General features: G+C 61.7%; 22 protein-coding genes and 1 other RNA gene. 7 read left to right on the top strand and 16 right to left on the bottom strand.

What is annotated here, in order from left to right:
- Positions 1–11: 11 nt before the first annotated feature.
- Genes FEZ60_RS10690 through FEZ60_RS10670 form a run of 5 tightly spaced genes read right to left on the bottom strand, consistent with a single transcriptional unit; the run spans position 12 to position 5,299 of the window.
- Positions 12–1,283 carry a cyclopropane-fatty-acyl-phospholipid synthase family protein gene (locus FEZ60_RS10690; RefSeq protein ID WP_172936083.1) on the bottom strand — a complete coding sequence of 424 codons (1,272 nt, stop codon included), beginning with the start codon at positions 1,281–1,283 and terminating at the stop codon, positions 12–14.
- Complete coding sequence (locus tag FEZ60_RS10685) at positions 1,280–2,575, bottom strand: cyclopropane-fatty-acyl-phospholipid synthase family protein (RefSeq protein WP_242484543.1); 1,296 nt, start codon at positions 2,573–2,575, stop codon at positions 1,280–1,282. Before FEZ60_RS10685 ends, FEZ60_RS10690 begins: the two co-directional genes overlap by 4 nt.
- Positions 2,575–3,315, bottom strand: a complete 741-nt coding sequence (locus FEZ60_RS10680; protein WP_045070455.1) for a DUF1365 domain-containing protein — start codon at positions 3,313–3,315, stop codon at positions 2,575–2,577. Before FEZ60_RS10680 ends, FEZ60_RS10685 begins: the two co-directional genes overlap by 1 nt.
- On the bottom strand, positions 3,306–4,652 hold the full coding sequence (locus tag FEZ60_RS10675; protein ID WP_172936082.1) for an FAD-dependent oxidoreductase: 1,347 nt from the start codon (positions 4,650–4,652) through the stop codon (positions 3,306–3,308). Before FEZ60_RS10675 ends, FEZ60_RS10680 begins: the two co-directional genes overlap by 10 nt.
- Positions 4,649–5,299 carry an alpha/beta fold hydrolase gene (locus FEZ60_RS10670; protein WP_045070458.1) on the bottom strand — a complete coding sequence of 217 codons (651 nt, stop codon included), beginning with the start codon at positions 5,297–5,299 and terminating at the stop codon, positions 4,649–4,651. The genes FEZ60_RS10675 and FEZ60_RS10670 overlap by 4 nt, the downstream gene beginning before the upstream one ends.
- Before the next feature lie 146 nt (positions 5,300–5,445).
- On the opposite strand from FEZ60_RS10670, the gene FEZ60_RS10665 reads away from it, so the two are divergent.
- Positions 5,446–6,792, top strand: a complete 1,347-nt coding sequence (locus tag FEZ60_RS10665) for an HNH endonuclease signature motif containing protein (RefSeq protein ID WP_242484542.1) — start codon at positions 5,446–5,448, stop codon at positions 6,790–6,792.
- 111 nt (positions 6,793–6,903) lie between these two features.
- On the opposite strand, the gene ssrA is transcribed toward FEZ60_RS10665, so the two are convergent.
- From ssrA to FEZ60_RS10650, 3 genes are all read right to left on the bottom strand, one after another.
- Positions 6,904–7,274: a transfer-messenger RNA gene (gene ssrA / locus FEZ60_RS10660) on the bottom strand.
- Between the two features lie 66 nt (positions 7,275–7,340).
- On the bottom strand, positions 7,341–8,828 hold the full coding sequence (locus FEZ60_RS10655; RefSeq protein ID WP_045070461.1) for an SDR family oxidoreductase: 1,488 nt from the start codon (positions 8,826–8,828) through the stop codon (positions 7,341–7,343).
- A 28-nt stretch (positions 8,829–8,856) separates the two neighbouring features.
- On the bottom strand, positions 8,857–9,846 hold the full coding sequence (locus tag FEZ60_RS10650) for an NAD(P)/FAD-dependent oxidoreductase (protein ID WP_242484541.1): 990 nt from the start codon (positions 9,844–9,846) through the stop codon (positions 8,857–8,859).
- A gap of 65 nt (positions 9,847–9,911) precedes the next feature.
- On the opposite strand from FEZ60_RS10650, the gene FEZ60_RS10645 reads away from it, so the two are divergent.
- A complete protein-coding gene (locus FEZ60_RS10645; RefSeq protein WP_092801048.1) occupies positions 9,912–10,496 on the top strand; it encodes an XRE family transcriptional regulator in 585 nt (194 codons plus the stop codon).
- A 14-nt stretch (positions 10,497–10,510) separates the two neighbouring features.
- Here FEZ60_RS10645 and smpB read toward each other — a convergent pair whose 3' ends face one another.
- From smpB to prfB, 6 genes are all read right to left on the bottom strand, one after another.
- Positions 10,511–10,987, bottom strand: a complete 477-nt coding sequence (gene smpB, locus FEZ60_RS10640; protein WP_033231128.1) for an SsrA-binding protein SmpB — start codon at positions 10,985–10,987, stop codon at positions 10,511–10,513.
- A gap of 80 nt (positions 10,988–11,067) precedes the next feature.
- Positions 11,068–11,973, bottom strand: coding sequence for a permease-like cell division protein FtsX (ftsX, locus tag FEZ60_RS10635; protein ID WP_033231129.1), 906 nt, complete (start codon positions 11,971–11,973; stop codon positions 11,068–11,070).
- An 82-nt stretch (positions 11,974–12,055) separates the two neighbouring features.
- Entirely contained in the window at positions 12,056–12,745 is a 690-nt protein-coding gene (gene ftsE / locus FEZ60_RS10630) for a cell division ATP-binding protein FtsE (protein ID WP_033231130.1), read from the bottom strand.
- A 64-nt stretch (positions 12,746–12,809) separates the two neighbouring features.
- Positions 12,810–13,295: a hypothetical protein gene (locus FEZ60_RS10625; RefSeq protein ID WP_172936080.1), complete on the bottom strand. Its 486-nt coding sequence runs from the start codon at positions 13,293–13,295 to the stop codon at positions 12,810–12,812.
- Positions 13,292–14,176 carry a mechanosensitive ion channel family protein gene (locus FEZ60_RS10620; RefSeq protein ID WP_033231131.1) on the bottom strand — a complete coding sequence of 295 codons (885 nt, stop codon included), beginning with the start codon at positions 14,174–14,176 and terminating at the stop codon, positions 13,292–13,294. Before FEZ60_RS10620 ends, FEZ60_RS10625 begins: the two co-directional genes overlap by 4 nt.
- 19 nt (positions 14,177–14,195) lie before the next feature.
- Positions 14,196–15,302, bottom strand: coding sequence for a peptide chain release factor 2 (gene prfB / locus FEZ60_RS10615; protein ID WP_033231132.1), 1,107 nt, complete (start codon positions 15,300–15,302; stop codon positions 14,196–14,198).
- A 77-nt stretch (positions 15,303–15,379) separates the two neighbouring features.
- Between prfB and FEZ60_RS10610 the strand changes: the two genes are divergently transcribed.
- The 3 genes from FEZ60_RS10610 (at position 15,380) to FEZ60_RS10600 (ending at position 18,390) form a co-directional block, all read left to right on the top strand.
- The gene (locus tag FEZ60_RS10610; protein ID WP_045070466.1) at positions 15,380–15,874 is read left to right on the top strand and encodes a carbonic anhydrase; all 495 of its coding nucleotides are present in this window, start codon (positions 15,380–15,382) and stop codon (positions 15,872–15,874) included.
- A 61-nt stretch (positions 15,875–15,935) separates the two neighbouring features.
- Positions 15,936–16,718 (top strand): histidinol-phosphatase, encoded by a 783-nt coding sequence (gene hisN, locus FEZ60_RS10605; RefSeq protein WP_045070469.1) that lies wholly within the window; start codon positions 15,936–15,938, stop codon positions 16,716–16,718.
- A 136-nt stretch (positions 16,719–16,854) separates the two neighbouring features.
- Positions 16,855–18,390: a multicopper oxidase domain-containing protein gene (locus FEZ60_RS10600; RefSeq protein ID WP_116101532.1), complete on the top strand. Its 1,536-nt coding sequence runs from the start codon at positions 16,855–16,857 to the stop codon at positions 18,388–18,390.
- Here FEZ60_RS10600 and FEZ60_RS10595 read toward each other — a convergent pair.
- The gene (locus FEZ60_RS10595) at positions 18,384–19,022 is read right to left on the bottom strand and encodes a response regulator transcription factor (protein ID WP_116101534.1); all 639 of its coding nucleotides are present in this window, start codon (positions 19,020–19,022) and stop codon (positions 18,384–18,386) included. The genes FEZ60_RS10600 and FEZ60_RS10595 overlap by 7 nt on opposite strands.
- A complete protein-coding gene (locus tag FEZ60_RS10590) occupies positions 19,019–20,161 on the bottom strand; it encodes a histidine kinase (protein WP_230589964.1) in 1,143 nt (380 codons plus the stop codon). Before FEZ60_RS10590 ends, FEZ60_RS10595 begins: the two co-directional genes overlap by 4 nt.
- Before the next feature lie 148 nt (positions 20,162–20,309).
- Between FEZ60_RS10590 and FEZ60_RS10585 the strand changes: the two genes are divergently transcribed.
- Together FEZ60_RS10585 and FEZ60_RS10580 are read left to right on the top strand one after the other, a co-directional pair.
- Positions 20,310–21,725 (top strand): acyl-CoA dehydrogenase family protein, encoded by a 1,416-nt coding sequence (locus tag FEZ60_RS10585; RefSeq protein WP_045070477.1) that lies wholly within the window; start codon positions 20,310–20,312, stop codon positions 21,723–21,725.
- Positions 21,726–21,752: 27 nt separating this feature from the next.
- Positions 21,753–22,955, top strand: coding sequence for an acyl-CoA dehydrogenase family protein (locus FEZ60_RS10580; protein ID WP_033231139.1), 1,203 nt, complete (start codon positions 21,753–21,755; stop codon positions 22,953–22,955).
- Positions 22,956–23,027 lie beyond the last annotated feature (72 nt).

Genomic DNA, 23,027 nt, shown 5'->3' with positions numbered 1-23,027 from the left:
CGGACCGAGCGTCATCGAAGACATGACGGCCTCACCGAAAGAATCTGATCCACACCCATCCGCCCGTCACGAAATGCCATGCCACCGCCGACGAGGTAGAGACGCCACACCCGGGCGACCTCCATGCCGACCAGCTCGACGACACGATCGAAGTTGGACTCGAACGTCTCGATCCATGAGTCGACTGTGCGCACGTAGTGCACCCGAAGCGCTTGAACGTCAAGCACTTCCAGCCCACCCTCCTCGATCATCGCCACGGTGCGCCCAACTGGACGCATATACATGTCGGGCGCAATGAACGACTCGATGAATGGCCCACCACCCGGATGCGGCCCGGTCCGCGACATCTGCTGGATCAGCACGCGACCACCCTCGATCACATTGTCGTGCAGCGCTTTCACATACGTCGGGTAATTGTCCTCGCCGACATGCTCGCCCATTTCGATCGACGCGACGGCGTCGTAGGGTCCGTCCGGAATTTCACGGTAGTCCTGCAGTCGGATCTCGACCCGATCTTCGAGGCCGAGCGATCGGACCCTCGCGTCGACAAACGCCTTCTGCTCCGCCGAGATCGTCACTCCGACAACGTGGGTACCGTACTCGCGAGCTGCGTGGACGCTCAGCGAACCCCACCCGCAACCAACGTCGAGTAAGCGTTGCCCGCGCGCCCGATCGAGTCCGATCTTGCGGCATACCAAGTCCAGCTTGTCCTTCTGAGCGTCTTCGAGAGTGTATTCCGGTGCATCGGAAGTCCAGTACCCCGAGGAGTACGCCATGTTCTGGTCGAGGATCAGCGAATAGAAGTCGTTCGACAAGTCGTAGTGATGACCGATCGCCGCCCGATCCCTCGACATACTGTGCAAGCGACCCTTGACCCGCGCCTGCGACACGGGAGGTGGCAACCGGCGCCCGAACACCCCCAAGGATCTCGCGGCCTTAACCGCGGCGAGGATAACCGACGGTGACGGCGAGATCGACCCCAGCCCACGCTCGGCAGACACTTTCCACACATGCGTGAGTGCTTCGCCAAGATCGCCTTCGACGTCGAGTTCGCCCAGAACATACGCCTGCGCCGCACCCAACTCGCCGGGATTCCACAAGAGTCGTCGCAGCACGTTTGCGCTGTGAAGCGTCACTTTCGGCGCATCGACCGGCCCTGCTGCACTGCCGTCCCACGCCGTCAGCCGAACCGGAAGTTCGCCGCCGACAAGCGGACTGAGGATTTCCGACAGACGACCAGCAACGCCGGCGCCTTGTATCGATCGATCTATCGTGGTGGTCATCGCGGGTTCCTCCGATCGAGAATCACTTGCTGCACATCGAGATATCCGGAACGGAAACCCGCTTCGGAATAGCAGAGATAGAAATGCCACATGCGGGTGAATACGTCATCGAATCCGAGCGCTGCGACCTCCTCCGCGCGGGCACTGAACCGCTCATCCCAGAGGCGGAGCGTTGGCGCGTAGTGATCACCCATCGACATGCGTTCACGCACACGAAGAGTGGTCATGCGTTCAGTGACGTCCTCGATCGCCCGTATGGAGGGCAGGAAGCCTCCCGGGAAGATGTACTTGTGCACCCATGTATAGGTGTTGCGGGTAGCCAACATCCGATCATGCGGCATCGTGATTGCTTGGATCGCGGCACGCCCACCCGGCGCCAACAGGGAGTCGATCTTCTGGAAGTAACTTCCCCAGTACTGGTGGCCGACCGCCTCGATCATCTCGACCGACACCACTGCGTCGTACTCCCCCTGCACCTGCCGGTAATCGAGAAGGTCGACCTGAACGCGATCCGCCAGTCCCGCAGCGCTTATCCGCTTGGCTGCCAGTTCCTGCTGTTCCACCGACAGCGTCACCGAACGCACCGTCGCACCACGCTGGGCTGCTCGGATCGCCAATTCTCCCCACCCAGTGCCGATTTCAAGCACTCGCGAACCAGGCCCGACGCCCGCACCGTCCAGCAACCGATCAATTTTGCGGTGCTGGGCGGCTGCGAACACGTCCCATGACTGGGAGTCCCCTACTGACCGGTCGTCGAACAAGGCACTGGAATAGGTCATCGTGTCGTCGAGGAATAGTTCGAACAACTCATTCGAGAGGTCGTAGTGCCGCGAGATGTTGGAGCGGGTGTTCTGCGTCGAATTGTGTTCACTGCGTGGCTGCTTGGGAATGTAGAGGCCACGCAACCGCTGCAGAAAGTCTGGAATCAGTGTCGCCACGCGAGAGGCAAAAACTTCCAGGACTGCGGTGAGATCGGAGGCTTCCCAGTCACCCGCCATGTACGACTCACCGAATCCGATCAGACCACTGTCGCCCACCCGAGCAGCAAAGTCATCCGGGCGATGAATGACCATCAACGGCGAATCGGGTCCACCGCCGCCGGAGAACTCACCACCGGAGTACTCACCCCCCGGCATCTGCACGCGCAGCGGCAATCGAGCCACCGCCTTGTGGAACAGCGCCCGTGCAACCGGCGACGCCACCCGCACCTTGAGGCCGCTGGGAACGGTGGCAACTCCTGGCCAGCGTTCGACCTCAGCGCTACGAGTCATTGTTGTCATCACGGTTGTCATCACACTGCCTCCTGCGGTTGATGTTGCGGCCGTGGAACTACCGGTAATCGTCTGGCCCACAACCTGATGCCTTGATATCGAATCTGCGCGGAGACCCTCAGTGGTGCAGTCGGAATCGCGAGAAAGCTTCGAATTATCACGCCCGCGGTGGCCGGAACACATCGACCACGTACCGTGGCGACAAAGGGTGCCTGATCCGGTCTGGCAAGCACTATCGACAGCTCCACCGATTCCTTGGGAAGCGGTAGCCTCATCCGGTACTCGCCGGAAACGTCATTGAACGGCGAGACGTAGAACTCCTTCGGCGTGCGTGCCGCACCATTGTCGTTGGTCTCGAGCAGGTAGGAGTGCCGCTCACCATAGGTGTTGTGAACTTCAGCCACCACACACCGCACGGCGCCATCGTCATTCAGGCACCAGAACACACTCAACGGGTTGAACACATAGCCGAGTACACGCGCATTCGCGAGCATGAGGATCCGGCCGCCGCCGAACTCGATTCCGTTGGCCCGCAAGAACGACTCGACGTTTACGCGAATCGATAGGGTGGGATCGCCGAGATGATCTGCAGCCGTGAACCTCGCCAAGGGACGCAATGCTTTCGGCAAATGCGGCAACTTGTCCACATCTACGAGCCAGCTGTAGCTTTTGTACTCGAATGTGTTGTGCAGCGGTTCTGTTCGCACGTGGCGAATACTCGTGTAGACGATGGACGGTGTAATCGGCCCGGTCACTGCCACCGACCTCCGACCCGCTCTGCGGCACGTAAACCCGACAATGCACCGTCCTCGTGGAAACCCCACCCGTGGTACGCGCCTGCAAAAGCAAGCACATCCGAGTCCAACTCGGGAAGCCGGCTTTGAGCTGCAACGGAAGTCGGCGTGTATTGCGGATGCTCGTAGGTCATCTGGTCGATGACGGAATCCGCGGCGATCATGTCCTTGCCACCGAGAGTCACGATGTACCGTCGACCGGTCTCCGGTAGACGCTGTAACCGGGTCATGTCGTAGCTGACGAGCACGTGATCTGGCCTCGCATCGCAATGCGGCAGGTAGTAGTTCCACGACGCCCGCGCATTCGAATTGTCGGGCAGCACAGTCTCGTCTGTGTGCAATTGGGTGTGATTGATCGAATACGGCATAGCCCCGAGAACCTCGTGCTCCGTGGCCGTAGGATCGGCGAGAATCTTCAGCGCTTGCTGCGGATGCGTCGCGATTACCACCGCGTCGTATGTCTCGAGCCGATCATCTCCCCCACGAATCTCGACTGAATCATCGTGCCGGTACACCGCGTGAACCGGCGTGTTCAGGCGAACGGCACTGATGCTCTGTGCCACAGCTTTCACGTACTCGACCGAACCACCGGTTACCGTCCGCCAGGTCGGCGAACCGGAGATAGTAAGCATGCCGTGGTGATCGAGGAACGCGAAGAGGTACCGCGCCGGATACTCGAGAGCGGCCGACGGGTCACACGACCACACCGCGGATACCAGCGGGGTCATGAAGTGCGCGGTGAAGTAGTCCGAGAATCTGCCGTTACGCAGGAATACGCCGAGCGTCTGATCGAGCGTCGAGGCAGTCGAGGCAGTCGAGGCAGTCGAGGCAGTCGAGTCCTCGGACTGCTCGAGCAGTGCACGCGCTCGTCGATGAAACCGCTTGACCTCCATCAACATCGACAGAAAGCTGCCGTTCACCAGCAGTCCCGGCGTTGGCAGGACCCCGCGCAAACCCTGTCCGCCGGAATACTCGAGGCCACAACCCTCGCAGCGGACCGACATGCTCATGTCCGATTCCTGTGTCACGACACCCAATTCGGCGAACAATCTCAACAGCGTCGGATAGGTGCGGTCGTTATGCACGATGAAGCCTGTATCGACGGCGAAGTTGCGACCTTCAGGATCGGTCACCGCATGTGTATCGGCGTGACCGCCGAGCCGCGAATCGGCTTCGTAGAGCGTGACCTCACTGTCCTTGCTCAGCACCCACGCCGCTGTAAGACCTGCGACACCGCTGCCGACGACAGCAACCTTGCGCTTGTCAGAACTCCGCTTCACCGAACTCCGTCCACCCGAATTCATCGTCGCTCTCCTGCCTTCGCTTCGTTTGTTTTCTCTGCGCTCTGCGAGACCACTGCTATTTCCGAGACCGCATCTACTGCCAGTCGATGCCACAGTGATAGCCGGCGCAGCATGAAGTGCCCGGCACCTTCGACGCCGATCCACTCGGCGTCGAGACCGGATCTACGCGCTAGCTGGACCGCCGCTTGGGAAGCATCCGGGTCGGTCCAGCGATCCGCCGTACCGTGAACTACCCGCAGCAGGCAACCCTGTCGCAGCCCGATGTCCGTCCCTGCCGGCCACCATGGCGCCAGCGCGACGACTCCTACGACTGCCGCGTCACCCGACAGAGCGGCGGCTACCCGGCCACCCATCGAATGTCCGAGCAGAATGACCTGCGCGTCAGAGTTTTGTGCCTTGATCCGATCGAGTACCTGCCGCGCATCTGCAACCGGGCTCTGCTCCCGACCGTTCCACCCACGTGTTCGATACCTGACCGCCACGACATCGAATCCACGTTGCCGAATCGCAGCCGAGAACGGGCGCATCCGGAGGTTCGACAGATGCCAGAATCGCGAACGGCGGTGACTCGAAACCTTCCCACCAGGCAGAACCATCACTGTGAGGTGGCGATCGTCCCGATAGGGCGTCCGATGCTGAAGCGTCATATAGGGCATTCGGCACCGAAAGCCTGGCGGATTGGGGCTTAGCGAGATTTCTTCTCTTGATCGGAAGCGTCCCCGCGGGGACGCTTTTCGAAATCTGTCGGTGCCTCGATCTACTGTCGAATGAACATTCGAACCGGGGGGTTGGCATGGACACAGACAAGCTCGACAGAGATACCGACAGAGATACCGATCACGTCATGGGCTTCGCGGCCAAGCGTGAAGCCGTCGACAACATCGGCGTGGAAATCTGCGCACTAGCTGGACAAATCGCCGCAGCGACCGCTCGATTCCTCACGCTGCTCGCCGACTTCGACGAACAACGAGGCTGGGCCGGTCCCGGCCTACATTCATGCGCTCACTGGCTCTCCTGGAAATGTGGCATGAGCCTGCACACCGGACGCGAATACGTTCGTGTCGCCAAAGCACTCCGCCCTTTGCCCGCGATGCGGAAAGCGTTCGAACAAGGCAATTTGTCCTACTCGAAGGTTCGCGCACTTACCCGAGTCACAACTCCCTCAAACGAGAAGCAGATGGTCCGACTCGGCCGCGAAGCACCTGCCGCACAGATCGACCGTCTGACTGCCGGGTTACGCAAAGTCGCCGACAACGAATCCGGCAAAAGTAAAGCGCCTGAACGCTTTCAAGTCCGCTGGCATTGGGACCCCGACACGGGCGATTTTGTCATCAAAGGTCGCCTCGCTGCACAGGACGGCGCCCGTATCCTCGCCGCACTCACCTCGGCAGAACGTGAACGAACACAGACAGCAATGCCGTCACCCGGCAACGAGCCCAAGATCGACAATGACGATGACGCCACCGCGTTATCGGACGAGCCGATCACTCAGCAGAACGCTGCGAAAAAACCACCCGGCGACATCGGACCGGCGCTCCTCGCGATGGCCGAAATAGCTGCCACGGCCCCGACAAACAACGCGAGCGGCGTCAGCAACTCGGCCGAAGTGGTATTTTTCCACGAACACGACAACCTCCGGGTTCCTGGCGGACCTGCACTCCCCGACAACGATTCCGAGGAAGTCCTCTGTAACGCCCACCTGCGCCTGGCCAAGACCAAGAAGCAATGCGTGCTCAATCTAGGCCGGAAGACCCGCGTCACCAGTCACAAACAAATGTTGGCGTTGAATTACCGTGACGGAAGCTGCCGGACACCAGGATGCGGTCGAACCAGATTTCTGCACGCTCACCACGTGCAATTCTGGGGCCGCGGCGGAGAAACCAACCTCGACAACCTGATCCTGCTGTGCGGGACCTGCCACCGAGCGCTACATCGCGGCCAGTTCGCCATTACTGCTCTTGGCGATCAACAGTTCGAGTTCCGGACGCTCAACGGCGATGTCATCGATCCGGCCCCTCCGATCAGCGGTTTGGCCGATCAACTCCTGCGCGGCGAAATCCCGGACAATGCGATCATTCCGAACTGGGGCGGCGACCCCCTGCACCTGGACCACGCAGTCAGTGTGCTCCTCAACGGCTAGGCAGCATAAAGCGTGACGGGCAGGGTGCATACCTAAGTGTTGATCGGGCCATTGTCGGGCATAAAAATGAGGCAGGCCCTACACCCGCTTCCGAGTGTCTGACCTGCCTCTTTGTGGAGCTGCCGGGAATTGAACCCGGGTCCTACGTTGAATCGCTAGGGCTTCTCCGTGTGCAGTTCGCTAAGTCTCTACTTGGATCTCCCAGTCTCGCGAACAAGCCAGGATGACGATCCCAGTCACTGTTTGATGTCCCATCCAACTCCGTGACCGAGCCGAACAGTAAAGCCCTCTAGCTGATGCCAGGATCCGGGTCGAGGGCAACCCCGGGCTGACAGACACGCTTCGCTACTTAGGCAGCGAGAGCGTAGTCGCGCTGATTGGAATCGGCGCTTATAGGTTTGCAGCGACGCTTACGGTGGTCTCTTGCCTGCACCGACACGCTTCCCCTAACTCAACACACGCAGTCGAAACCGTTCAGCCCCGTGTGTGCCCCGCGTCTTTCGTGGGGCTACCTACTATAACGCGCTGCCGCACGGAAGTCATACCAATTAAATCGAGCGTTCCGCTGTGCTGGTGATGTTGGTGATCATGCCCTCGAAAACGACGCCATGGAACGGCAGGATCGAGTACCAGTACAGTCGCCCAGCCAAGCCTCGCGGGAAAAATACAGCGCGCTGCTCCAGACGCGATCCACCACCTTGCCCTTCGGAGACGCGCTGCCCCTCCGAAACTCTCAGCTCCAACCACGCCCCACCGGGGACTTTCATTTCGGCCCGCAGTCGCAGCAACTTTCCTCTGTCGATTTCTTCGACCCGCCAGAAGTCCAGGGCTTCACCGGTATTGAGGTGACGCGGATCACGCCGACCCCGCCGTAACCCGACGCCGCCCACCGCTCGGTCCATCCATCCTCGAATTGCCCAGGCCAAAGGGAATGAGTACCAACCGTTCTCGCCGCCGATGGATTCGACCACCTTCCACAAGGTCTCCGGGTCCGCGGCACAATCACGTTCACGATGGTCGACGTACACCGTTTCACCGGCCCAATCCGGATCAGACGGTAGAGGATCCGACGGTGCGCCGGCGATGGTTGCACCCGACCACGAAGTCTCGACCTCTCCGTTCCCGATCTTGCGCAGAGCCAGCCGTACCGCTTCGCGATATGTGGTGAGCCCGCTTTCTGGCGGCGGGATGAAACCGTCGATGTCGTGATCGTGCATGACGGCATCGTTCTGCAGTGACTCGATCAGCGGCATTGCGAGCCCGTGCGGAATGGGCGTGACCAACCCCACCCAGAGACCGGCGAGCCTCGGGGTCAGGACCGGCAAAACGACAATGCGCCGACGCACCAACCCCGCAACATCGGCGTAGGCGTTCATCATCTCGCCGTACTGCATGATGTCCGGTCCGCCGATATCGAATGAGCGGTTGATCTCCGGAGTCGTGGCCGCCGCAGCCACCAGGTAATGGAGTACATCGCGCACGGCAATCGGCTGAATCTTGTTGTGCACCCATTTCGGTGTGGTCATCACCGGCAGGCGGTTGGTCAGGTGGCGAACCATCTCGAAAGAGGCCGAACCTGAACCGATCACCACGCCGGCCTGGAACACGACAGTCGGAACGGCAGAGTCCAGCAGGATCCGGCCGACTTCCAGCCGAGACTTCAAATGCGTCGACAGTTCTGCGTTTGATGGATGCAGTCCGCCGAGGTAGACGATTCTGCGAACACCAGCGGCCGCAGCCGCTTCGGCCACATTCACCGCGCTGCGCTTGTCGACATCGGAAAACGAGCCACCACCGCCCATGGCGTGGACAAGGTAATAGACAACATCGATATCGTCGAAAGCGCCTGCAAGGGATGCCTTGTCACTCAGGTCAGCTTTAACTACCTCGACGGACTCGCGCCACGGCACATCGCGCAACTTCTCAGGACTGCGTACCAGCACCCGGACGTGATGCCCCGCTGTAACCAACCTGGGAGCCAGACGCCCGCCGATGTAGCCGGTAGCTCCTGTGATCAACACTCGCACCGTATCCATCACACCACGCTACGCAGAAAACCAACTGCTACGCAGAAATCGAACCTCGGAGCGCCAACGCCGCCTCCAGATCATCGGCCGTAAGCGCCATGTTGATTCCGGCTCCTGCCTTCGCGCCTGCTGCTGCGGCCATGATGACCTGCGCACCCGGATCGACAACGTTGCCTGCCGCGAAGACGCCGGACACGCTTGTGGCACCCATCATGTCGACGGTGACGAACTCACCCATCATCGTCGCCGCCGTCGCTGCGCCGAACGACCGCAAAATCGAATCGTTCGGATCCATCGTGACCGCGCCTCCGACAAAGATCGCCGACCGCGCAACAGTTCTACCGTCGGCCAGTTGCACTCCAACGAGACGATCATCCTCGAGTACTGGCGCTGCCACCTCGCCTTCGACGATCGAAATATTGAGCGCTGCAAGCTTTTCCCGATCCTCGGCGCTGAGATCCTCGATCCGATGGAGGAACAGCACCACATCGTCCGACCATTGACGGATCATCGGGGCCTGATGCATCGCGAACTCGACACTCTTGGCAATGACACCCAACGGTTGATCACGCACGTCGTATCCATGGCAGTACGGGCAGTGCAGGACGTCGCGGCCCCACCGCTCACCGAAGGCACTGAGTTCATCCGGCAACCTGTCGGTCAATCCTGTCGCCACCAGGACTTTGCGCACCGAGATTCGAGCGCCGTCAGCAAGGGTGATCGCGAATCCACTCCCACGGGAGTCTTCGTCTCGTTCGACCGCCACGACGGTCCCGTCATGGAACTCTCCACCGTATTTCCGGACTTCGTCGCGTCCGATGGCGAGGAGTTCGGCTGGATTCATCCTGTCGCGAGAGAGGAATCCGTTCATGTGATCTGCCGCTGCGTTGCGCGGAGCGCCGTTGTCGAAAACCACAACGGATCTGCGGGCTTGACCGAGGATGATCGCGGCGTTGAGTCCGGCAGCGCCGCCTCCTATCACTGCCACGTCGTAGGTGTCTGCTGCGTCGTAAGAGGTCTGTGTCATGAATTCAGGATTGCATCGCAACACCAACTTGACAAACATGATTGCTGATTTGGCAAAATGGAAGAATGACCGAATCATCGTTCGACGCCGTCCTCGCGGGAATCGGCCCGCGCCTGCGCACACTGCGCCAGCAATCCGATATGACGTTGACCGATCTCTCCGAGGCGACCGGCATCAACGTCAGTACGCTGTCGCGGCTCGAATCCGGCACTCGCCGAGCCAACTTGGAGTTGCTGCTGCCGATTGCGAAAGCGCACGGCGTCCCGCTCGACGACCTCGTCAACAGCAAGATCGCAGACCCTCGGGTGCGGGAAGAACCGCAAAAGGTGGGATCGATGACGATCATTCCGTTGACCAGCCAGCCGGGAAACCTCCAGGCCTACAAGATGATCCTCGCGCCCACCGAGGACATCCGCGAGCCGGGTACTCACGAAGGGTACGAGTGGCTGTACGTGCTGTCGGGCCGGGTCCGGCTACAGCTCGGTGATCGCGATTTTGTCATGGGCGCGGGTGAAGCCGCCGAGTTCGACACTCATATCCCCCACCGATTCAGCGCCGCAGACGGCCGCCCGGCCGAGGTGATCAGCCTGTTCGGCAAGCAAGGTGAACGAGTACACCTACGCGCTGCGCCGGCCGACCGCCGCGGCTGAGATCAGGCCGACTACTACCCGCGCATGCCCTTGATCCGACGCCCCAGCTCGCGGGTCACCTCACGCTCGGCGGTGCGCTTGGCCATGTCCTGACGCTTGTCGTAGTCCTGCTTACCCTTCGCGAGAGCAAGTTCGACCTTGACCTTGCCGTCGGAGAAGTACATCGACAACGGAACCAGCGTCTGGTTGCCCTCGCGGGTCTTGCCTACGAGGTGTTCGATCTCGCGCTTGTGCAGCAACAGCTTCCGGGTCCGACGCGGCGAGTGGTTGGTCCACGAGCCCTGCGTGTATTCCGGAATGTGCAGCGATCGAAGCCACACCTCACCGTTGTCGACGGTTGCGAACGCGTCCACGAGTGACGCCTTACCTTCGCGCAAACTCTTGACCTCGGTGCCCACGAGCGCGATTCCCGCTTCGTAGGTGTCGATGATCGTGTAGTTGTGACGCGCTTTGCGATTGGTCGCAATGACCTTGCGGCCCTTTTCCTTCACTGTCCGGGCCTCTCAGTCCGCTGTCTTACCCAATAATGCAAACAACTCTTGCTCTCAGCATAGAAGGCCGTGCAAACCAATTACTCGCGCACGTACAAACGAAGCGTGACATACGAGGTGATCGCTGCCATTCCCACGCCTGCGAGGACCAGGAACGGTGAGACGAACAGGATGTCGCTGTTCGAAATACGGGCGACGATGTTGGCTTCGTAGACGTCGGCCAGCACTCCGTCGATGAAAAGGTTCTTTGCTGTGAAGAGACCGGCGATCGCCAGAACCGCGCCGATCAAAGCGGCAACAATTGCCTCGAGCAAGAACGGAAGCTGTGTGTACCAGCGTGTTGCGCCCACCAGTCGCATGATGCTGACCTCGGTACGACGCGTGAATGCCGCGATCTGAACCATGTTGGCGATCAACAGAATAGCGGCGATGGCCTGCACGACGGCGATCGCAAAGGCTGCATTGCGGACACCGCCGAGGACGCTGAAGAGACGGTCGACGAGCTCGCGCTGATTGAGAACACTTTCCACGCCTGGCCGCGAACCGAACGTGTCGTTGATGACGCCGAATCGTTCCGGGTCGCTGAGCTTGACCTTGAACGACGCCGGGAAGCTGTCCGGGCTGACCAGTGCGGCCAACTCGGGTTGGTCCTTGAAGACTCGCTCGGTCGCGTCCTTCACCGCGTCGTCGCGATTGAGGAACTGAACCGCGACGACGGACGGTGTCTGCTCGAGTTCCTGCCGCAGAGTGCTGCAGATTTCCTGCTCGCAACCGGGGTCCGCGGCGGAAATATCATCCGTCAGGAAGATCTGGACCTCGACGCGCTCGAGGAAGATTTGCTGCGTCTTACCGGCCATCTGAACCACGAGGAGGCCGCCGCCGAAGAGTCCAAGCGAAATGGCGGTCGTCAAGATCATGGCAATGGTCATAGTGATGTTGCGGCGCAGGCCGGTCAGGACCTCGCTGAAAATAAAACTGGCACGCATCGGGGAATCCGATTCCTTCTCGAATGATCGGCGGCTTCGCGGCTACCGGTGGGCGTTCGGACGAGTGGTGAGCAGTCGGCGTTTACCTGCCGACGCCGTACACACCCCGCGCTTCGTCTCTGCTGACCTTGCCGAGATCGAGTTCGATGACTCGTCGACGCATCGAGTCGACGATGTGGTGGTCGTGAGTGGCCATGACGACAGTGGTGCCGGTGCGGTTGATGCGCTCGAGCAGCAGCATGATGTCCTGGCTGGTCTCGGGATCGAGGTTGCCGGTCGGCTCGTCGGCGAGGAGGACCAGCGGCCGGTTCACGAAAGCGCGCGCGATGGCTACGCGCTGCTGCTCGCCACCGGACAGTTCGGTCGGAAGTCGATCGGCTTTGCCGGCGAGGCCGACCATGTCGAGGACCTCGGGAACAGTGCGCGCAATCACGTCGCGTGGCTTACCGATCACTTCCAACGCAAACGCGACATTCTCGGACACCGTCTTCTGCTGCAGCAGTCGGAAGTCCTGGAAAACGCAACCCATGGCCTGCCGCAGCTTCGGAACTCGACGGGCCGACAACTTGTTGACGTGGAAATCCGCGACCTCGATGTCACCGGACGTCGGCGACTCCATTTTCAGCAGTAGACGCATGAAGGTCGACTTGCCAGAGCCGGAGGGGCCGATGAGGAAGACGAACTCCCCCTTTTCCACCTCCACACTGACATTGTCGAGCGCCGGCCTGGTGGAGGCCTTGTAGGACTTCGACACGTTCTTCATGCTGATCACAACAAGCCAGTCTAGCCGTTATCGAACAGTGACCTTGGAGCAACGCGCGGCGAGTGCGCCCGTATTACCCGGCTCCACTGGTTGTCGCGGCTGTTGTGCTCGGAATTGTCGTGACTGTGCTGTTGGAATTGCCCGAGTTGGAATTTTCGTTGCCGGAGTTACCGACCGGAGGGCCTGGAGGCTGTGCTGTCGTCGTCACCGTCGTCGAAACACCGCTCTGAGCTGAACCGGGAGTTGCTGAACCGGGAACCACACTCGTCGACGGCACCGATTCCGAGGACGGAGGCGTCGAAGATTCCGGGACAGCCGTTGTCGTTGTCGCCACCGGAGGCTGCGTGTACGGCTCCGTCACCGACGATCCTGCGGCCGGCGCGGGCGTGGCCACGGTTGGCTCCGCCGGGTTGAGATACGCGTTGGCGACGTAGGCGAGGATCCAGGCCACGACCAAGATGAATGTCGACGTCCGCATCCGGCCACCGAACAAGCGGGACGGCATCCAGTCGAGATGGATGAGCCGGTCGAGACCGCGCCGGGGTTCCTGCTCGGTCATTCGCTCGCCTCCTCGATGTCGCCCGTATGAAGTCCCGGCGTGACGGTGATTCCTTGTCGACGCAGTGCCGCGGCAACTCGCACACGCAGTGCCCGGCCGACTTGGAACTGTTTGCCGGGTAGCGTGCGCGCCACCATCCGAATGCTGACTTGATCCACTTCGAGGCTTTCGATGCCCATGACCGTCGGCTCGTCCAGGAGAAGCTTCTTGAGTCCACGGTCGGACATTGCATCGACGCCGACCTGACGCAAGACCTCGTTGACGCGGTTGAGATCGGCAGTGGCGGGAACCGGAACGTCGATGACCGCGCGTGCCCAATCCTTGGACAGGTTGGTCGCTTTCACGATCTGACCATTGGGAACGGTGATCACTTCACCGTCGGCGTTCCGCATTCGAGTGACTCGCAACGTCACGTCCTCGATGACACCTTCGGCGTCGTCGGACGAGCCAGTGATCGCCAGTCTCACGGTGTCGCCGAATCCGTACTGGCGTTCGGTGATGATGAAGAAGCCCGCCAGAATGTCCTGCACGACGCGCTGCGCACCAAAGCCCAGTGCCGCGCCGAGCACCGTTGCCGGTGCGACCAAACTGCCGATCGGCAGGTTCAGTTGGTCGAGAACCTTGAGTGTCGCGATCACGTAGATGAACGTGATGATCACCCATGTGATGACCTGCGCGACCGAGTGACGATGCTTGGTCGCCTCCGACCGCACCAGAGCGTCACCCAACTGATAGTTGGCGTCGATCTGGTCGGTGACCTTGTTGCCGCCCCAACTGACCAAACGGGCAAGGATCATCGCTCCGAGCACGGTCATGAGGACCGACAATCCAGGGTTCTGGAGCCAATCGAGCAGGTTCTGCCCAGGTCTGAGAAAAGTCATCGTGCCTTTCGGTTGCCGCTTATGCGGACTGGTTCTCGCTCATGCGCCAGCGAATGCCGGCCTCGAGGAAACCGTCGATGTCACCGTCGAGCACTGCGGACGGGTTGTTGACCTCGTACTCGGTGCGCAGGTCCTTGACCATCTGGTACGGGTGCAGGACGTACGAACGCATCTGGTTGCCCCAGGAGCTTCCGCTGTCGCCCTTGAGCGCATCCATCTCGGCTCGCTCTTCCAGACGCTTGACCGCCAGCAGCTTTGCCTGCAGGACGCGCATCGCCGACACCTTGTTCTGGAGCTGCGACTTCTCGTTCTGGCACGTCACGACGATGCCCGTCGGGATGTGTGTCAGGCGAACCGCGGAGTCCGTGGTGTTGACGGACTGACCACCCGGACCGGACGAACGGTAGACATCGACGCGGATGTCGTTCTCGTTGATCTCGATGTGGTCGGTAGTCTCGACGACCGGCAGAACCTCGACCTCGGCAAACGACGTCTGACGGCGGCCCTGGTTGTCGAACGGGCTGATCCGGACCAGGCGGTGCGTGCCCATTTCCACAGACAGCGTGCCGTAGGTGTACGGCCCCTTGATCGCGAACGTCGCGCTCTTGAGTCCCGCTTCTTCGGCGTACGACGTGTCGTAGACCTCGACGCCGTAGTCGTGCTTTTCCGCCCAACGGATGTACATACGCATGAGCATCTCGGCCCAGTCCGCTGCGTCGACGCCGCCTGCGCCGGAGCGGATGTTGATCAGCGCGTCACGCTCGTCGTACTCGCCGGACAGCATGGTCTTGACTTCCATCGCCGCGATGTCCTCGCGCAGGCTGGCACGTTCGGCGTCGGCGTCGGCAATCGCGTCAGGGCCTTCGTCCTCGGCCAATTCGTAGAGAATCGGCATCTCGTCGAGCCTCTCTCGCAGCGCCACGATTCGACGAAGCTCCGATTGGGCATGCGACAGCTGGCTGGTTACTTGCTGAGCGTGATCCTGGTCGTTCCACAAGCCGGGATCGGCAGCCTGATGTTCGAGCTCGTCGATGCGTCGACGCAGCTCTTCGACGTCCACGACCGACTCGCAGGTGCGAAGGGTGGTGTCGAGCGCGTTCAGGTCTGCAATTACGTCAGGATGCACGGTTCTCAAGGCTACCGGGTGCCAAACCCTGCAATAACCGCGACTCGAATCAGGACCCGAACCAGAAAGGCGTATCCATGACCGTCACCGACGAATATCTACAGAACAACGCCGCATACGCCGCGCAATTCTCCGGGCCACTCCCCCTGCCGCCGAGCAAACACGTTGCCGTTCTCGCCTGCATGGATGCCCGTCTGGACGTCTACCGTGCCCTCGGCATCAAGGAAGGCGAATCACACGTCATCCGCAACGCCGGCGGTGTGGTCACCGACGACGAGATCCGGTCGCTTGCCATCAGCCAGCGCCTCCTCGGCACCACCGAGATCATCCTCATCCACCACACGGACTGCGGAATGCTGACGTTCACGGACGACGATTTCAAGCGCACCATCCAGGACGAGATCGGCGTCAAACCGTCCTGGTCGCCCGAATCGTTCCCCGACGTCGACGAAGACGTACGGCAATCACTACGCCGAATCGAGAGCAGTCCGTTCATCACTGCAACGACCTCACTGCGCGGATTTGTCTTCGATGTGGCGACCGGAAAGCTGAACGAAGTTCTGCCCGCGTAGGTAGGCGCACAGATGGGCGCGTAGATGGGACAGGGCGGGCAAGACGGTAAGTTGTCTACCCGTGACCGACCTCGCTTCCGACCTTGTTCTGGCCCTGCGTCTCGCCGACGAGGCCGACGCGATCACTCGCGCCCGCTTCGGCGCTCTCGATCTGCGAGTGGACGACAAACCCGACCTCACACCGGTCTCCGACGCCGACCTCGCCGTCGAACGCGCCGTGCGCGCGAGCTTGTCCGAGGCTCGACCGGGCGACTCGGTGCTGGGCGAAGAGTTCGGCGGCGACGCGGTATTCGAGGGACGGCAGTGGGTGGTCGATCCGATCGACGGCACCAAGAACTTCGTGCGCAACGTGCCTGTCTGGGCGACCCTGATCAGTTTGCTCGAGGACGGCGTACCCGTCGTCGGCGTCGTCAGCGCGCCCGCACTGAACCGACGCTGGTGGGCGGCAACAGGTTTGGGTGCCTTTACCGCCTACGACGGCGGCGACGCCCGAACGATCGAGGTGTCCGCCGTCGACCGCAGTGAATCCGCAAGCCTGAGTTTTTCGAGCTTGTCCGGCTGGAAGGACCGCGGAATCCGCGATCAGTTCATCGATCTCACGGATCACGTGTGGCGCGTACGCGGGTACGGAGACTTCTTCTCGTACTGCCTCGTCGCCGAAGGTGCAGTCGATATCGCTGCCGAACCCGAGGTTTCCCTGTGGGACCTCGCCGCTCTGGACGTGCTGATCCGCGAAGCCGGCGGAACCTTCACCGACTTGGCCGGCGGGAGTGGCCCGCACGGTGGCAGTGCCGTTGCCACCAACGGCTTGCTGCACGAAGATGTTCTTGCTCGCCTGAGGTAGCCGGCCAGGTAGCAGAACTCCCCACTCGCCGCAACGGCCTGAGGGAGGAGTCCCGGCAGGCCCGTCGGCAGGATTCGGCACGGCATCCGGGCACGTTGACTTGGAGTAGTCGATCACGCACTACTTCAGGAGAATGATGAACCGGATTTCCCGGCGCTCGATACTGTTCGGTCTGGCTGCCGCGCCCCTCGGACTTGCGGTGGGCTGCGGCGCCGACTCCGCCGACTCCGCAGGCGCCTCGCGGCCTACGGCAGCAGCAGGGTCTTCACGTCCGTTACCGATTCCGCCGCTGGCTGCATCCACGGTCGACGACTCCGGCGTCCGCCATTTCACCCTCCGCGCCGGCGCCGGAACCACCGAGATAGTCGCGGGAAAGATCACTGACACTTGGGGTTTCAACGGCTCTATCCTCGGTCCGACGGTCAGAGCCCGACGCGGAGAATCTGTCGCATTCACGATCGACAACGCACTGGCAGAGCCCACGACCGTCCACTGGCACGGCATGCATCTACCTGCCAGGTTCGACGGCGGACCGCACCAGACCATCGAAGCCGGCGGGCGGTGGGAACCGGCGTGGACCATCGACCAAGCGGCGTCTACGCTCTGGTATCACCCACATCCGCATGGATCCACCGAGCGGCACGTACAGCGCGGACTCGCCGGACTGTTCCTGATCGACGACGCCGACACCGATACGCTGGACCTCCCGAAAACCTATGGAGTGGATGATATTCCACTGATCATCCAGGATCGCCGATTCACCGCGGACGGCAGTTTCGACGAGACCGACCCGACCGACGTCGGCTTGCTCGGCGACACGATCGTCGCCAACGGCATCGCCGATGCCTACCTCGACGTCACTACCGGCGTTGTGCGACTGCGCATCCTGAACGGTTCCTCCGGCCGTCTCTACAACCTGGGGTTCCCCGACGACCGCACGTTCGATCTGATTGCCACCGACGGCGGACTGCTCGAATCACCGATTGCGATCAAGCGGATTCAGCTCAGCCCCGGCGAACGAGCCGAGATCGTGGTTCGCGTCGACCCCGGTGCGACGACCACACTGGTGTCGTTCCCGATCGAGGACGGCGGTGGCGTGAGTTCCTCCGACGCCGAGAACTTCGGCATGAACGACCGCTTCGACATCATCGAGCTGCGAGGGGTTGCCAGCCGCGCGTCACGGTCGACTCTCCCGGCGCAGTTGGCCGTACTGCCGCATCTCGATCCGTCGAAGGCAAGCGTCTCCCGAACCTTCGATCTGCAGTGGTACATGATCAACGGGCAACGAATGGACATGAACCGCATCGACTTCGAGGCCGAGGTCGGCGCGACCGAGGTGTGGACGATCACCAACAAGGACAACTGGCCACACAATTTCCATGTCCACGACGTGCAGTTCCAGATCCTCGACGTCGACGGTCGCACTCCCCCGCCGCACCTGCGCGGCCTCAAGGACACCGTTTACACGCCGCCGGGCAGCAGGATTCGCGTCGCACTGCAGTGGTCCGAGTACACCGATCCCACGTTCCCTTACATGTTCCACTGCCACCTGCTGATGCACGAGGATCAAGGGATGATGGGCCAATTCCTCGTCCTCGAACCGGGACAGAAGGCGGCTCCGATGCAGATGGACATGCCGATGCCTTCGCCTGGTTCGCACGCCGGTCACTGAAAGTTCTGCAAGTAGTACACGGCGAGGCGAACCCGATTGTCGCAACCCGTCTTCGACATCAGGTTCGCCACGTGAGTCTTGACCGTGGTCACACCCAAATGCAACGCGTCCGCGATTTCCTGGTTGCTCTTCCCTTCCGCAACCAGGGCGAGAACCTGCGATTCGCGCTCGGTCAGCGAAACCGCCTCTGTCACAGCAGTGCCCGCGGCGGTGCCGATCACCGCCCGATCCACGACGCGGCGGAGCAGTTCCGGGGAGAACACCATGTCGCCCTCGGCTGTCCGGCGAATGGCACCGAGCAACTCGGCGGGTTCGGTGTCCTTGACGAGAAACCCCGAAGCGCCGGCAGCAAGCGCGGGATACAGATGATCGTCGTCGTCGAAGGTGGTGAGTACGAGAATGCGTGCGCGCCGCCCGGACTTGACGATCTGCCGCGTGGCACCGATCCCGTCGAGGCCGGGCATCCTCAAGTCCATCAGGATTACGTCGGGATCCAGTTCGGCGGCAAGCGCTACCGCCTCGACGCCGTTCGACGCCTCACCGGATACGGTCATGTCCTCGGCCGCAGTGCACAGCATCCGCAGACCTGCTCGCACCAGCCGCTGGTCGTCGACAACCAACACTGCGATCACGAGTCGTCACCCTTGACCGACAGCGGATGGGCCAACAGCGGAATACTCACGTGCACCTCCCACCTTCCGTCACCGAGCGTACCTGCGGTCATCTCACCGCCGGCCAACTCTGCACGCTCCCGCATTCCGACGAGGCCGTGTCCGGCGCCCTTCGCCGACCCCTCGACATTGTTGATCACCTTGACGTCGACCCGACCGGCGTTGCGACGAACAGATACCGAGACGGGCCCCTTCCTGTCTCCGTGCTTCATGACGTTGGTCAGCGACTCCTGAATTACCCGTAACAGCGTCAACCGGCCGATGGCGTCGAGGTCACCTGCGCCCGACTCGACGTGCGCCTTGACCTGGAAGCCGGCTGCACGCACACGATCGAGTGCAGCCTCGATCTCCGCGGCGACGGCGTCCGGTTCGACCAGAGCAACCTCGCCGAGCGAGGGATCGCGCAATGCGACGAGAAGACGGCGAATATCGGTCAGCGCATCCGACGCCGTCGCGCGCACGTCGGCGAGGACTTCCCGCACGGCCTCGTCCTGAGGTGCCAATACGTGTTGAGCGACTCCGATCCGCAGGACGATCGACGCCATGTGGTGTGCAACAAGGTCGTGCAGCTCACGGGCCAGAGCGCTTCGTTCCGCAGCTCGGGTGTGCGCGAGATTGTTCGCGGCCAATTCACGCTGCGAACGCAGATATAGTCCGAGCAGCAGCGGTAAGCCCACGTACGCAAGCACTTTCACGGCAGTCGTGACCGAGAAGAATGCTTCGTGAGATTCGAACCAGATCCCTGCCAGTACGGAACCGCACCATCCGATTACAGATACGGCAACCAGTTCCCGGCGCTCGGCCCGCATCGTGACATCGACAACGGCTACCGCTCCGAGATACGGCACGAGCTCGGACAGACCCCACGCGTCGGCGACGAACATCGGAACCGCAAGTGCCGAGATGACCAGCGAAGCAAGTACCGGCCACCGGCGACCAGCCACGAAGATGATCGCCGACAGCATCGAGACGATCCAATAGCCGACGGGGACCCGATACTCCCCGGGATACGTGCTGGCAATCAGTAAGCACGGAATCAATACCAGCGGCGAGTAGCGCACATACCGCTGAATCCGATCTGGCACCTCTGTCCGGTTCACCTGTCGAGCCTATGACGCTCGGGGTCGTGGCACCTCCTACTCAGGGAGGAGTAGACGTGACTCGCGTCATTTCGAGGGATGCTCGACATCCGACCTTACTCCTGAGTAAGATAAGGGGGTCCAACGCCCCGACACCGAGAAACCCCTGGTGATCATGACCAAGCAAGACAGTGTGGCCCCGAGCAAGAGCCATGCCACGGCGCACCCCCGCGACACGTCCGCAGTCGGCCTCAACCCCGTCAAGCGCGATGCGATGGGTACCGCCATGCGCGTGCTGACCAAGATCACCGGTTCTGAATTCGCAGAAAAGTTCAACCTGCGCCAGACCATCGACCGGGTTACCTACGAGGGCACCAAGACCGGCTTCAAGACTCTCGGCGCCGCTACGCGCGGTTTCAAGAAGGTGGCCGGCAACGACGCGCCCAAGCGACTGCCGGACAACCCCGCCAAAAACTCGGACTACTTCGACCTCACGCCCGACGACGACCAGAAGATGATCGTCGAAACCGTGCGCGACTTTGCATCGGAAATCCTGCGCACCGCAGCACACGATGCCGATGCGGCCGCCGCCGCTCCTGCCGATCTGACGAAGCGGGCGGCCGAACTCGGGATCACCTTGATCAACGTCCCCGAGGAACTCGACGGCGCCGCATCCGATCGCGGCGCGGTCACCAACTCGCTTGTCGCCGAGGCGCTCTCACACGGAGACATGGGGCTGGCACTGCCGATCCTCGCTCCCAGCGGCGTAGCTGTCGCCCTTACTCAGTGGGGCACCGACGCGCAGCAGAAGACGTATCTCCCCGCATTCACCGGTGAGCAGGTTCCCGGTGCCGCAGTGGTAGTCAACGAGCCTCGCGCGCTGTTCGATCCCTTCGCACTGCAGACCAAGGCCGTTCGCTCCCCCAGCGGATACCGCCTCAACGGCGTCAAGAGCCTGGTACCGGCCGCTGCAACGTCGGAACTTTTTGTCATCGCCGCGGAACTCGACGGCAAGCCGTCGTTCTTCATCGTCGAGTCGGACACCAAAGGCCTTGTCGTCGAAGCTGACCCCAGCATGGGACTGCGGGCCGCATCGCTCGGTCGCCTGATCCTCACCGATGTCTCGGTCCCCGAATCCGCACTTCTCGGCGACGGCGACGCCGATCAGCGCAAGGCCGAGTACGCCGACGCGATCCGCCTCGCTCGTCTCGGATGGGCATCGATGGCGGTTGGCACCAGCCAGGCCGTGCTGGACTACGTGATTCCGTACGTGAACGAGCGCGAAGCATTCGGCGAGCCGATCAGCCATCGGCAGGCAGTTGCGTTCATGGTGGCCAACATCGCCATCGAACTGGACGGAATGCGCCTGGTCACGCTGCGTGGCGCTTCGCGTGCCGAGCAGGGATTGTCCTTTGCTCGTGAATCGGCCCTCGCCCGGAAGTTGGCTTCCGAAAAGGGCATGCAGATCGGCCTCGACGGCGTGCAACTCCTCGGTGGGCACGGATTCACCAAGGAACACCCGGTCGAGCGCTGGTACCGCGACCTTCGAGCCATCGGCGTTGCCGAGGGCATTGTCCTCATCTGACGCCGCTGACTTTTCAGGAGAACCACGATGATCAATCTCGAACTTCCCAAGAAGCTCAAAGCATCCGCGAACCAGGCGCATCAGGTCGCAGCTCAGATCTTCCGACCCATCTCACGTAAATACGATCTAGCCGAACACGAGTACCCGGTCGAACTCGACACCATGGCCGCCATGGTCGAGGGTCTGTCCGACTCGGGTGGCGACATCGGCGGCGCTGCCGGCGGCCGAGCTGACTCCGGCAAGACCGGCAATGCCAACGGTGGCAACATGTCGGCACTGCTCAACTCCCTCGAAACCTCCTGGGGCGACGTGGGTCTCATGCTCTCGATCCCCTACCAAGGCCTCGGCAACGCCGCGATTGCAGCCGTATCCACCGACGAGCAACTCGAACGGTTCGGCAAGGTGTGGGCCTCGATGGCCATCACCGAGCCCAGCTTCGGATCCGACTCGGCTGCAGTCACCACAACAGCAGTTTTGGACGGCGACGAGTGGGTTCTCAACGGCGAGAAAATCTTTGTCACCGCCGGTGAGCGTTCCACCCACATCGTCGTCTGGGCATCGGTCGACAAATCCAAGGGCCGAGCCGCAATCAAGTCGTTTGTCGTGCCGCGCGACGCGCCGGGCCTGAGCGTCGCCCGCCTCGAGCACAAGCTGGGCATCAAAGCGTCCGACACCGCCGTACTCTTGCTCCAGGACTGCCGAATCCCCGCGGACAACATCCTCGGCAGCGCAGAGGTCAACGTGGAGAAGGGCTTTGCCGGCGTCATGCAGACGTTCGACAACACCCGCCCGATGGTCGCCGCCATGGCTATCGGCGTCGGCCGCGCCGCACTCGAAGAACTGCGCACTATCCTGACGGAAGCCGGCGTCGAGATCTCGTACGACACACCGGCCTACAACCAGCATGCCGCGGCGGCCGAGTTCCTTCGGATGGAAGCTGATTGGGAAGCCGCCTACCTGCTCGCATTGCGCGCAGCCTGGATGGCAGACAACAAGAAGCCGAACTCCCTCGAGGCGTCGATGTCCAAGGCCAAGGCGGGCCGCACGGGCACCGACATCACCCTCAAGGCAGTGGAACTCGCCGGAACATACGGCTACTCCCAGCGTCCACTGCTGGAGAAGTGGGGTCGGGATTCGAAGATTCTCGATATCTTCGAGGGCACTCAGCAGATTCAGCAGCTGATCATTGCCCGTCGTCTCTTGGGAAAGACGTCTGCCGAACTGAAGTAAAAACACGGCACCGAGATCGTCGGTGAAAGCGTCCGGTTTCGATTAGGCTGAGATCCGGTCCTTTCACCGACG

It is taken from the genome of Rhodococcus sp. MS16 (assembly GCF_013277795.1).
Classification (GTDB): domain Bacteria; phylum Actinomycetota; class Actinomycetes; order Mycobacteriales; family Mycobacteriaceae; genus Rhodococcus_F; species Rhodococcus_F globerula.
The sequence above is the reverse complement of the archived record's forward strand: the minus strand, read 5'-3'. Positions and strand labels throughout refer to the sequence as shown.

Coding starts and splice junctions, on each gene's coding strand:
- FEZ60_RS10690 (WP_172936083.1), bottom strand. CDS start 1,283: ATGACCACCACGATAGATCGATCGATACAAGGCGCCGGCGTTGCTGGT.
- FEZ60_RS10685 (WP_242484543.1), bottom strand. CDS start 2,575: ATGACAACCGTGATGACAACAATGACTCGTAGCGCTGAGGTCGAACGC.
- FEZ60_RS10675 (WP_172936082.1), bottom strand. CDS start 4,652: ATGAATTCGGGTGGACGGAGTTCGGTGAAGCGGAGTTCTGACAAGCGC.
- FEZ60_RS10670 (WP_045070458.1), bottom strand. CDS start 5,299: ATGACGCTTCAGCATCGGACGCCCTATCGGGACGATCGCCACCTCACA.
- FEZ60_RS10665 (WP_242484542.1), top strand. CDS start 5,446: ATGGACACAGACAAGCTCGACAGAGATACCGACAGAGATACCGATCAC.
- FEZ60_RS10655 (WP_045070461.1), bottom strand. CDS start 8,828: ATGGATACGGTGCGAGTGTTGATCACAGGAGCTACCGGCTACATCGGC.
- FEZ60_RS10650 (WP_242484541.1), bottom strand. CDS start 9,846: ATGACACAGACCTCTTACGACGCAGCAGACACCTACGACGTGGCAGTG.
- FEZ60_RS10645 (WP_092801048.1), top strand. CDS start 9,912: ATGACCGAATCATCGTTCGACGCCGTCCTCGCGGGAATCGGCCCGCGC.
- ftsX (WP_033231129.1), bottom strand. CDS start 11,973: ATGCGTGCCAGTTTTATTTTCAGCGAGGTCCTGACCGGCCTGCGCCGC.
- FEZ60_RS10625 (WP_172936080.1), bottom strand. CDS start 13,295: ATGACCGAGCAGGAACCCCGGCGCGGTCTCGACCGGCTCATCCATCTC.
- FEZ60_RS10620 (WP_033231131.1), bottom strand. CDS start 14,176: ATGACTTTTCTCAGACCTGGGCAGAACCTGCTCGATTGGCTCCAGAAC.
- FEZ60_RS10610 (WP_045070466.1), top strand. CDS start 15,380: ATGACCGTCACCGACGAATATCTACAGAACAACGCCGCATACGCCGCG.
- FEZ60_RS10600 (WP_116101532.1), top strand. CDS start 16,855: ATGAACCGGATTTCCCGGCGCTCGATACTGTTCGGTCTGGCTGCCGCG.
- FEZ60_RS10580 (WP_033231139.1), top strand. CDS start 21,753: ATGATCAATCTCGAACTTCCCAAGAAGCTCAAAGCATCCGCGAACCAG.